Genomic DNA, 10,732 nt, shown 5'->3' on the forward strand with positions numbered 1-10,732 from the left:
CAAGGATGATGACCGGCGAATTTATCAACCCCATGCGGTAGGATACCCATGGACGTTTAATTATTGAAGATTAAATAATGACTGAATCTTTTGCTCAACTCTTTGAAGAGTTTCTATCTGAAACTGAATTCCAACAAGGCAGCATCGTTAAAGGTACTGTAGTAGCTATCGAGAACGGTTACGTTCTTGTAGACGCTGGTCTTAAGTCTGAATCTGCTATCCCTGCTGAACAATTCAAGAACGCTGCTGGCGAACTTGAAGTTGAAGTTGGTGCTGAAGTAGACGTAGCTCTAGACGCTGTTGAAGATGGTTTCGGTGAAACTCAACTTTCTCGTGAGAAAGCTAAGCGTCACGAAGCTTGGATCGTACTTGAGAAAGCTTGCGAAGAAGCTGAAACTGTTGTTGGTATCATCAACGGTAAAGTTAAAGGCGGTTTCACTGTTGAACTTAACGGTATCCGTGCTTTCCTTCCAGGTTCTCTAGTAGACGTACGTCCTATCCGTGACACTGCTCACCTAGAAAACAAAGAGCTAGAGTTCAAAGTAATCAAGCTAGACCAGAAGCGTAACAACGTTGTTGTTTCTCGTCGTGCTGTTATCGAATCTGAAAACAGTGTTGAGCGTGACGAACTTCTTGAAACTCTACAAGAAGGTACTGAAGTTAAAGGTATCGTTAAGAACCTTACTGACTACGGTGCATTCGTTGATCTTGGCGGTGTTGACGGTCTTCTACATATCACAGATATGGCTTGGAAGCGCGTTAAGCACCCATCAGAGATCGTTAACGTTGGTGACGAAATCCTAGTTAAAGTTCTTAAGTTCGATCGTGAGCGCACTCGTGTTTCACTAGGTCTTAAGCAACTAGGCGAAGATCCATGGGTAGCAATCGCTAAGCGTTACCCAGAAGGTCACAAGCTTTCTGGTCGTGTTACAAACCTAACTGACTACGGCTGCTTCGTTGAAATCGAAGAAGGCGTTGAAGGTCTAGTACACGTTTCTGAAATGGATTGGACTAACAAGAACATCCACCCTTCTAAAGTTGTTAATGTTGGCGACGAAGTTGAGGTTATGGTTCTTGATATCGACGAAGAACGTCGTCGTATCTCTCTAGGTCTGAAACAGTGTAAAGCTAACCCATGGCAGTCATTTGCAGAAATGCAAGCTAAGGGCGACAAAGTTACTGGTAAGATCAAGTCTATCACTGACTTTGGTATCTTCATCGGTCTAGAAGGCGGTATCGACGGTCTTGTACACCTATCTGACATTTCTTGGAACGCTGCCGGCGAAGAAGCTGTACGTGAATACAAGAAAGGCGACGAAATCTCTGCTGTTGTTCTAGCAGTAGATGCAGAGCGTGAGCGTATTTCTCTTGGCGTTAAGCAAATGGAAAACGACCCGTTCAACGCATACGTTGCTGACAACAAGAAAGGTGTTCTTGTAAACGGTACTGTAACTGCAGTTGACGCTAAAGGCGCTACTATCGAGCTAATCGAAGGCGTTGAAGGCTACCTACGTGCTTCTGAAGTTTCTCGTGACCGTATCGAAGATGCATCTCTAATCCTAAGCGTTGGCGACAGCGTTGAAGCGAAGTTCACTGGTGTAGACCGTAAGAACCGCGTAATCAACCTATCTATCAAAGCTAAAGATGAAGCTGATGAGCAAGAAGCAATGGCTTCACTGAACAAGTCTGATGAAGGCGCGTTCGGTAACGCAATGGCAGACGCATTCAAAGCTGCTAAAGGCGAATAATAGCTTCTCGTTAAGAGAATTATAGCTATCTAGCCAAGAAAGGAGCCGTAAGGCTCCTTTTTTTTTGCTTATTTTTCCTATAGGTCTATAATTTCTAAAAAGAAAACCAACGAGGGTAACTATGACTAAGTCTGAATTGATTGAAAGACTGTGCGCTGAGCAAACGCATCTTTCTGCAAAAGAAATTGAAGACGCTGTAAAAGACATTTTAGAGCACATGGCTTCAACACTAGAAAGTGGTGATCGAATCGAAATTCGCGGCTTTGGCAGCTTTTCTCTGCATTACCGTGAACCTCGTGTTGGACGTAATCCTAAAACTGGTGACAAGGTTGAGTTGGAAGGTAAATACGTTCCTCACTTCAAACCAGGTAAAGAGCTACGCGAACGAGTAAACTCAGGGTTGTAGGCTACTTATCGGAATTAAGAAAAGCGGCATACTATAATGTATGCCGCTTTTTTATGACCATAATATGGTGGTCTGATTAGTAATTTTCCTGCATAATCGTACAGCTAACTAATCAATGAGTGATGAACTATGAAAATTATAAAAATAGTCGCTGTTATCGCACTTTTCCTAATGGCACTGGCTTTAGGCTCTCAAAACCAAACCATTGTGAATTTCAATTATTTGCTAGCGCAAGGTGACTTCCACCTGTCAAGCTTGCTAGGTGTTGTATTCGTTTCAGGTTTTGCTCTTGCTTGGTTAGTCTTTGGAAATATGCACATGCGATCTCAACTAAAAATTCATCGCTTGAAGAAGCAACTCAATAAGCAATCAAAGCAGGTCGCTGCTGAAACTAAAGCTTAAAGGCCATATTTGATGTTAGAGTTACTGTTCTTACTTTTGCCCATCGCAGCCGCTTATGGTTGGTATATGGGTAATCGTAATGCTCAGCAAGAAAAACAAAAGCAATCACACCAGATCTCCCGCCAATACGTGACGGGTTTGAACCTATTACTGTCAGACCAATCTGACAAAGCGGTTGATCACTTCATTGAGTTACTTCAAGTAGACAATGAAACCATCGATACTCACTTGGCTTTGGGCAACTTGTTCCGCTCAAGAGGCGAAGTCGACCGCGCTATTCGTATTCACCAAAATCTTATCTCTCGGTCTGGGCTTACCCTAGATCAAAAAAACCTCGCATTGCAACAATTAGCTAAAGACTATACGGTCTCAGGCTTTCTTGATCGCGCAGAGAAAATTTTCGAACAGCTTGTAGAAGAGCCTGACCATAAAGAAGGCGCTTTACAGCAGTTGGTTGCCATTTATCAGCAAACGCGTGAGTGGAATAAAGCGATTCATTACGGGAATATCTTAGTTAAGCTGAGCAAGAAGAAAATGAAGACGCGTGCGATGGTTGCACACTTCTGGTGTGAGCTTGCGATGCAAGAACAAGCCGACGGCAACCGCCCCAAAGCGCTTCAGCACTTCAAGAAGGCCCTTTCAGAAGACCCTAAATGCGTTCGAGCCAGTATTGCTTTAGGAAAATTCCATTTAGCCAATGAAGATTATCACAAGACAATTACTTATTTAGAGTCAGTTCTCGAGCAAGATATCGACTTCATTAGTGAAGTCCTGCCAACGCTTGCTGAGTGTTACCACAAACTTGGACAAGAAGCGCAGTTGGTCGAGTTCCTTAAAGCGTGTATTCAGAAGAAAGCCGGTGTTTCCGCTGAGTTGATGCTGGCTCAACTCGTTGCCGACCATGAAGATGTTGGCTCTGCTCAAGAGCTACTGACAAAGCAACTTGTTAAAAACCCAACCATGAAAGGTTTTTATCGATTAATTGATTATCACCTAGAGGAAGCGGAAGAAGGTAGAGCCAAAGACAGCTTAACAACGCTTCAATCTATGGTTGGTGAACAACTCAAAGTTAAGCCTCATTACCGATGCCGTCAGTGTGGTTTCTCAACTCACTCAATGTATTGGCACTGCCCTTCATGTAAGGGGTGGGGAACGATCAAGCCTATTCGTGGGCTTGATGGTGAATAGATTTGTGGTCATTTTAAGACCAAATTATTAATTGCAGCTTTCGGGCTGCATTTTTATGACTGTTATTTATGGCCTGATTGGTATAAATATTTTGTAGAAAGTTAACTGCGTTAGGAGATGAAATGAACGACCAAAAAATTATTGTAGCATTGGATTATGATAACCAAGCGGATGCGTTAGCCTTTGTCGATCGTATTGACCCTGCATCTTGCCGCCTAAAAGTTGGCAAAGAGATGTTTACTCTGTTTGGCCCTGAATTTGTTCGTGAATTACATAAACGTGGTTTCTCTGTGTTTTTGGACCTTAAGTTCCACGATATCCCGAACACATGTTCAAAAGCGGTACGTGCTGCCGCTGAAATGGGCGTGTGGATGGTGAACGTACACGCGAGCGGTGGCGAGCGTATGATGACGGCTTCTCGTGAAATTTTGGAACCATATGGTAAAGATCGTCCATTGCTAATCGGTGTGACGGTACTAACCAGTATGGAGCAATCTGACTTAGCGGGTATCGGTCTGGATCTAGAGCCACAGCAACAAGTGATGCGCTTAGCGTCTTTGACTAAAAACTCAGGCCTAGACGGTGTTGTATGTTCTGCACAAGAAGCTTCTTTGCTTAAAGGTGCACTTGGTCAGGAGTTCAAACTAGTGACTCCAGGTATTCGTCCTGTAGGCGCTGATGTTGGTGACCAGAAGCGTATCATGACGCCAGTTCAAGCGATTCAATCCGGCTCAGACTACCTTGTTATTGGTCGTCCTATTACTCAAGCAGCAGACCCAGCAGCAGTACTTGCTGAAATCAACGGCACGCTAGCTTAAGTTTAAGTCTATTTTTAGATAGCGATACAGCGACACGAATGAAGAAGGCCAGCAAATTGCTGGCCTTCTTGTTTGTTTGCGAGAAGCAGAGCTAGTTTGGCTTAACTTAAACCGGAGCGCCACTATGAAACTTAAAGTCGCTGTCTTCTGAAGTGATAAGTTCTGCTTCAACTTGCGCAAAATGAGCAATACGCTCAGAGATATCTTTGCCTGCGATTTGTTCCGCTAGTTCAAGATAGTCTTGATAGTGACGAGCTTCTGAACGAAGTAGAGATACGTAAAACTTTTCCATGTCTTCTTCTAAGAAAGGCGCCAGCTTAGCAAAGCGTTCACAAGAGCGAGCTTCAATAAATGCACCGATAATAAGCTTATCAACCAGAGCATCAGGCTCGTAAGTTTTAACTTGCTTGATTAAACCCTTAGCGTAGCGGCCCGCCTCGATCGGTTGATAAGTCACGCCTTTTTTTACCATCAATTCCATCACTTGGTAGAAGTGATGCAGTTCTTCTTTGATCAGCAATACCATTTTATCAATCAAGTCAGCACCGTACTTACAGCCTTCTTTCGCTGTAATTTGCTTTGATACATTGCTTTTACCACGTAGAGACTCCAAGTCTCCAATACGACGGTAAGCAAATTGCTCGTAGGGCAAAATCCACTCATTCAGTTGCTTCGCGCTTTCTTTATCTACCGCATATTTACGGATAAGGAACAAAGCACTTTGAGCTGCTTTAAGTTCACGCAAATCTTGGGAATATTGAAATTACTAAAAAATCGATAGAAACCTGACCAAAATGCACTGCTATCACCTGAATTCTTCAATTAAAACATGGTGATATTTAATTTTTGGAAAAGTCAAGTTTTGGCAAAAAAGCAATATGCACGACTCGGCCTTTAGAAGAGTCACCGTGCATATTGCTACCTGTTTTGTTGTTTTTTTATGCTACGCAGTCAGTTTGGGTGTACCAGAGTGGAAGCGAAATTCTGAGTCGTCAGAGGTAATTAATTCAGCTTCAACATTAGCGAAGTGTTCTATACGTTCTGAAATATCTTCACCTGAAATCTGCTCTGCGAGTTCCAAATAGTCTTGATAATGTCTTGCTTCTGAGCGTAGCAATGAGATGTAGAATTTCTGAATTGGCTCATCAAGGAACGGCGCAAGCTTGGCAAATCGTTCACAAGAGCGAGCTTCAATGAATGCACCAATAATCAGCTTGTCGATAAGAGCTGCTGGTTCAAAAGTGCGAACATGTTTAATCATTCCCTTAGCGTAACGGCTTGCTGTAATTGGGCGGTACTCTAAACCTTGTTCTTCGATGATTTCTAACACTTGGTAGAAGTGGTGTAGCTCTTCTCTAATCAGTAGAACCATCTTATCAATCATATCCTGCCCGTAGGCACAGTCATCTTTGGGTTTGATTGATTTAGAAATGTTGCTTTTGCCTTTGAGTGTTTCAAGGCTGCCAATGCCTTTGTAAGCAAAGTGCTCATATGGCTCAACCAATTGAGTGATCTGCTCTTTACCTTCTTCGGTTAAGACATAGCGTTTAAGCAGGAAAACCGCACTCTGTGAAGCTTTTAATTCGCATAGTAAATGATCCCGCAAAATCACGGATAAGTTTTCTGGCTTACGAGCTTCTTCAATCCAAGAGTCAGGGGTTGAGCATTTTAGGAAGTTATTGATTGGTTCTAATAATTGTTTGTCGTACATCTTTTGTAGGTTCCAAAATCACATGTGCGAACTATACCATGTTAACCTTTATCTCAGTGTTTGAATTACCTTAGAGAGAAACATTTTTAACTTCTGCTTCTCGCCTTTTTATTAGTGTCATACATTTTATGATAAGTCTCAGATTTTATGGGCTCTTTTATAGGTAATATGCATCTTTGATAGTATGATGTGAATGATTTTTTTGTATAGAAAGTACGATAGACGTACCTCATCCTATGAATTGATTCTATTGAGGCTTTGATGGCAGGTGATTTTTTTGAACAGGTAGCGGCTGATAAAAATCAGCTGGGTTTTGATTACCAAGATCTTGTATGTTTAGAATATCTTATTGATATGAAACAAGGTGAGTTTGTTGGGCTTGAAGTTCTCGATGATGTACATCAAGAGAGAATTTGTGGAGAAAAAGCATTAATCCAAGTTAAGCACTCGGTGGATGATACTGACTCTGTGACAAATAGAGATGTAGACTTATGGAAAACTCTTTATAACTGGAGTAATGCGCTGAAACACCTTCCTGAAGGTGATGTTCAACTTATCTTCTTTACTAATAAAAAAATAACTGTAAGAGAAGGTTTTGTTAAAAAAATAAATGAAACAACCATAAATTTATCGGATATCGAAGGCACTATTTCGTTGATTAAGGAAGATATAGATAAAAAAGAGGCTAGTAAAGATAAAGAAGCAGCAGTGAATCCGATAAAGAAGTATGTAGATTATATTCATAGCTTAACATCAGAAGAAAAAGAAAATCTCTTTAATAAGATAACTTTTATCTTTTCTGAAGCAGATATATTTGAAAGGTTAAGAAGGAAAATAGAATACTTCTCAATTGACAATAATAAGTCATTAGATGTCGTCTGTCATTTGATTGGTGTCTATAGAAAAAAGAAATATGAATTAATTAAAGGTGGCAATAAACTGAACATTGACTTTGATATGTTTAGAAAGGAATTTCAGTTTGACCGAATTGTTAAACTATCCCAAGACAGAAAAGTTGATTTTTCGAGTTACCATGGTTTTAAAAATGTAAATAATATCAATCCTAAAGATGGTGTGTTTTCTAAGCAGTTGGAAGAGATAAATATAGATAGTGATGATGTTATTGTATATGCAATGGAATATGCAGCTACATCTATGTTCATTCAGAAAATGATTTCTGATGGTGAATTTAGCACGACAGAAGATGAGGCGATAAATGAAGAGTTATATTCATCTTGGCGAACTCTACATAAACGGAATTATAACGGGAAAGATATTAGTAATGAGCAAGATCACATGACTCTTGCTAGAAACTGTTTATATAACTTGGAAGATACAAATTTGGTTGTGTCTAACTCCATCTTAGCGCAGCCGATGGTTATTGGAAAAGGTATGGAGTTATCTGATCTGCGTTGGATTGGTTGGCGAAAGGATTGGAAAAAAGTCTACGGTGGCACTAAATGAATAGGGTGTTAAATAATGAAGCTATTGGGTTGTTAGCTATACAGTCAGTGCTATCTTATCTTGGCTCGTTAAATGTAGCCAATGCCTATTTAGTAATACCTTTGGCTTTTGATAAAAAAATAAGAAACTATCTAAAACGAAAAGGAACATCGGTTCTATCTGCTCAAGAATTAGTAACTTCGAAAAGTGATTACTTTATTGGGTTTAATGAAAAGTTTACTGACTATCTAATAATTACTACAAATGCTATTTCGATGGGGATAGAGCTTGGTTTGTTCTCTATTGAAGATGGCGTCCTGACATCCACAAACGACACGATTAGTTCGGATAACTATTTAGGTAAGAAGCTTGATGATATTGCTTTGGCATCGGAAAATTTGTCAACGTTTCTACATTCAGAACCTGAAGAATTATACTCTTTATTAAGATTGAAAATATGACTATTCAAATAAAAAATATATTAATCTGGCAGAAAAATGGTAATCTCCGTAACCTTGAGTTATCAACTAATTCAGTTAACGTAATTACTGGTGAGTCAGGCAAGGGTAAGTCTTCAATTCTCCATATTATTGACTACTGTTTGCTTTCCTCGAAGGCGGACGGTATATCCAAGCATAATATTGATGATAAGTCCTCGTGGTATGGACTGAAATTACAAACAAGTGATGGTGATATAACTATTGCGAGACCTGCCTACCATGCAGGTGAGACAAAGGAAGCTTATTTTTCAGATCAAGGCCAAATACCAGAACTTCCTTATAACAATATGAAAGTTGATACGCTAAAGAAAGTGCTAGATAAGTCTTTTGGCTTGGATGGTGAGCTGAAAGTTCCCTATGGTGGTAGGACCGTAAAGGCTGGTTCTAAAGTATCTTTCCGTAATTTTTTGAGCTATTGCTATCAAGATCAAAATGCACTAGTTGCACCTGACTATTTATATAATAGGCCTGGAGATCTAAAAACTATCGAACGTATAGAGCGAACATTTCGTATGGCGTTAGGCGTTGTGGATAGTGAAGGTGCAATTATCACTGAACGTCTTGAGAAGCTCAAACGGAATCGCTCAAGCTTAGAGCAACGCTCGGAAGTGATGCAGAAAAAGCAGCTTCATTTTCAGGAAGATGTAGAGCAATTAGAAGAAGAAGCAATTTCTCTTGGGCTTCTCGAAAAACCTAACGAAGATATGAAAGAAACTTTGAGCAGTTTAAAGTCGATAGCCGAATCGAATATAGAACAATTTAGCGAGGCGGGTATCAAACTCAAAGATCTTGAATCTAAACAGTTAGAGCTAAATCGGAAACTACAGCAGTTTAAGCGATTCAATGAAGATTTTAGCAAGTACCAATCTCTTTTAAAGGAAAGTGGCGATTCTATCCTTCCGATTGATTACATTCTTGATAGGTATAGTGAGACACTCCCGGGAACTCACACAAGCGATCTTTTGCTTGCGTTAGAAGAACAGCTATCAGGAGTGAAACACAGTTGGGAAACAAGGAAGAAGTCACCGCTATATGTTGATGTAAATGCTAAAGCTAAAGTATTGAAGAAAGAACTGGACGAACTAAAGGTAAAGATAAGTAAGCTTAAGGCTACTAACAAGGTACTATCTTCCCCTAAAGAGATATATAGATATCAGGGGAAGCTATCTGTGAAAGTAGAGCTTTTCTCTGAACGCTCGATTCCAATTGATTACAAAGAGAAGCTTTCCAAAATTGACAAGAAAATTGAAGATCTTAGTGGTTATGTTCAAGATATCGAGTCTAAACGTGAATTTGTTATGGGTAAGCTTAATATGTATATCAACCTGCATTTAAGCCGACTGAAACTAAAAGGATATGAGAACAGCCAAGCTGTGTTTTTAGAGAAAGAACGTGCTATTAATCTGGTTCTGAATGAAGGGGAAGCGGTCGAGAAGATGATTGATATTGGCAGTGCATCCAATTACTTGTACTTGCATTTATCTTACTTTATGGCTCTGCATAAAGTAGCGAGAGAGAACTCTGTTCCTTGGCTTGCACATTTCTTAATTTTTGATCAGGTAAGTACTCCTTATACGTTGGAGAACTCTGATGACATCGCCAGTCTAGATCTAGCATTGAAAGAAATTGATATGTATGTCGAAGCAATGAAAGATAAGGGAGGTATTCAAGTTATTTTAATGGAACACATCCCTGAAACTCATTGGCTCAATCTAGAGCTTTCAAACTTTAAACTAGTTGATCGTGAATTGGTTGATGGCTATGGGTTGATTAACTAGGTAACTGAGTTTATTACAAACGGTAGGCAGTATTATCTGCTTGCCGTTTTTTCATTGTTCTCAATTAGTAGCACTCATCTATCGGGTTGTGTCTTGGATCATTTCCATCATTGTTTAATAGTTGTTCAATGAAACCTGATGGATGTTCATTTTTAGGTTCTTCGATTCTAACCCAGTATAGTAATTTTACTATCGCCCATAAAGGCGGTCTATTTTTCCCTTCCAGTGATAATATCCGTTCCAAGATCTTTCGTAATGATACTGGAAGAGTATGTATGTTTTTGGCAAATTTGGAACGATAGTATGCATTTATGAGTAGCTTAGTAAGGTCACTAATATCTTTTATCTCAAATGGTAGTTCATCAAATAAAACGTTATATGCGAAAATACCAAATGCCCATGTATCATAGTTTTGGATATTCTTACCTTCTACAAGAAAGTCGGGTGGCATAGATACAAAGGAAGTTAGTAATCGTCTATTGTTGTCTTGGATTACAGCGTCTTCATCACAGTCATCTCGTATATACCAACGAGTCGTAGACTGAACTTGGCAATTCCCCAAGTCCAATATCACAACTCTAGGATCTGGCTGTTCGGGGTTGGTATCCATATCGTAGCCTTGACGCAGGAGTATGTTCTCTGGATGCAGATCTCTATGATCATAATTTGAACGGCTAAAATAACTTAGGGCAGAAGCTATACGGTGAAGTAGCAAAACTTTTGGTTCATCGCGGCTTT

General features: G+C 39.9%; 10 protein-coding genes and 1 pseudogene. 8 read left to right on the forward strand and 3 right to left on the reverse strand.

From position 1 onward, the window contains the following. Positions 1-77 precede the first annotated feature (77 nt). The 5 genes from rpsA to pyrF all read left to right on the forward strand — a co-directional run bounded on the left by rpsA (position 78) and on the right by pyrF (position 4,562). Positions 78-1,748 carry a 30S ribosomal protein S1 gene (gene rpsA / locus AB4407_RS17560; protein WP_012604398.1) on the forward strand — a complete coding sequence of 557 codons (1,671 nt, stop codon included), beginning with the start codon at positions 78-80 and terminating at the stop codon, positions 1,746-1,748. A gap of 121 nt (positions 1,749-1,869) precedes the next feature. Next, entirely contained in the window at positions 1,870-2,154 is a 285-nt protein-coding gene (ihfB, locus tag AB4407_RS17565; protein WP_010439923.1) for an integration host factor subunit beta, read from the forward strand. 129 nt (positions 2,155-2,283) lie between these two features. Further along, a complete protein-coding gene (locus AB4407_RS17570; protein ID WP_012604397.1) occupies positions 2,284-2,556 on the forward strand; it encodes a LapA family protein in 273 nt (90 codons plus the stop codon). 12 nt (positions 2,557-2,568) lie between these two features. Next, positions 2,569-3,744, forward strand: a complete 1,176-nt coding sequence (gene lapB, locus AB4407_RS17575; protein WP_122046370.1) for a lipopolysaccharide assembly protein LapB — start codon at positions 2,569-2,571, stop codon at positions 3,742-3,744. A gap of 122 nt (positions 3,745-3,866) precedes the next feature. Further along, positions 3,867-4,562 (forward strand): orotidine-5'-phosphate decarboxylase, encoded by a 696-nt coding sequence (pyrF, locus tag AB4407_RS17580; protein WP_372121459.1) that lies wholly within the window; start codon positions 3,867-3,869, stop codon positions 4,560-4,562. Positions 4,563-4,668: 106 nt separating this feature from the next. Here pyrF and miaE (AB4407_RS17585) read toward each other — a convergent pair. Together miaE (AB4407_RS17585) and miaE (AB4407_RS17590) are read right to left on the reverse strand one after the other, a co-directional pair. Next, positions 4,669-5,307, reverse strand: a pseudogene (gene miaE, locus AB4407_RS17585) (tRNA isopentenyl-2-thiomethyl-A-37 hydroxylase MiaE); the annotation flags it as partial. A gap of 198 nt (positions 5,308-5,505) precedes the next feature. Then, positions 5,506-6,273 carry a tRNA isopentenyl-2-thiomethyl-A-37 hydroxylase MiaE gene (gene miaE / locus AB4407_RS17590; RefSeq protein WP_372121460.1) on the reverse strand — a complete coding sequence of 256 codons (768 nt, stop codon included), beginning with the start codon at positions 6,271-6,273 and terminating at the stop codon, positions 5,506-5,508. A gap of 261 nt (positions 6,274-6,534) precedes the next feature. On the opposite strand from miaE (AB4407_RS17590), the gene AB4407_RS17595 reads away from it, so the two are divergent. The 3 genes from AB4407_RS17595 to AB4407_RS17605 are packed head-to-tail and all read left to right on the forward strand — an operon-like array spanning position 6,535 to position 9,994. Continuing rightward, the gene (locus AB4407_RS17595; protein WP_372121461.1) at positions 6,535-7,737 is read left to right on the forward strand and encodes a hypothetical protein; all 1,203 of its coding nucleotides are present in this window, start codon (positions 6,535-6,537) and stop codon (positions 7,735-7,737) included. Continuing rightward, positions 7,734-8,177 (forward strand): three component ABC system middle component, encoded by a 444-nt coding sequence (locus AB4407_RS17600; RefSeq protein WP_372121462.1) that lies wholly within the window; start codon positions 7,734-7,736, stop codon positions 8,175-8,177. The genes AB4407_RS17595 and AB4407_RS17600 overlap by 4 nt, the downstream gene beginning before the upstream one ends. After that, complete coding sequence (locus tag AB4407_RS17605; RefSeq protein WP_372121463.1) at positions 8,174-9,994, forward strand: DUF3732 domain-containing protein; 1,821 nt, start codon at positions 8,174-8,176, stop codon at positions 9,992-9,994. Before AB4407_RS17600 ends, AB4407_RS17605 begins: the two co-directional genes overlap by 4 nt. 64 nt (positions 9,995-10,058) lie before the next feature. Here AB4407_RS17605 and AB4407_RS17610 read toward each other — a convergent pair. Then, on the reverse strand, positions 10,059-10,732 hold a 674-nt coding region (locus tag AB4407_RS17610), incomplete at its 5' end, for a protein kinase domain-containing protein (RefSeq protein WP_372121464.1).

Origin of the sequence: Vibrio sp. 10N.261.46.E11, assembly GCF_041472735.1 — a bacterium.
Taxonomy (GTDB): domain Bacteria; phylum Pseudomonadota; class Gammaproteobacteria; order Enterobacterales; family Vibrionaceae; genus Vibrio.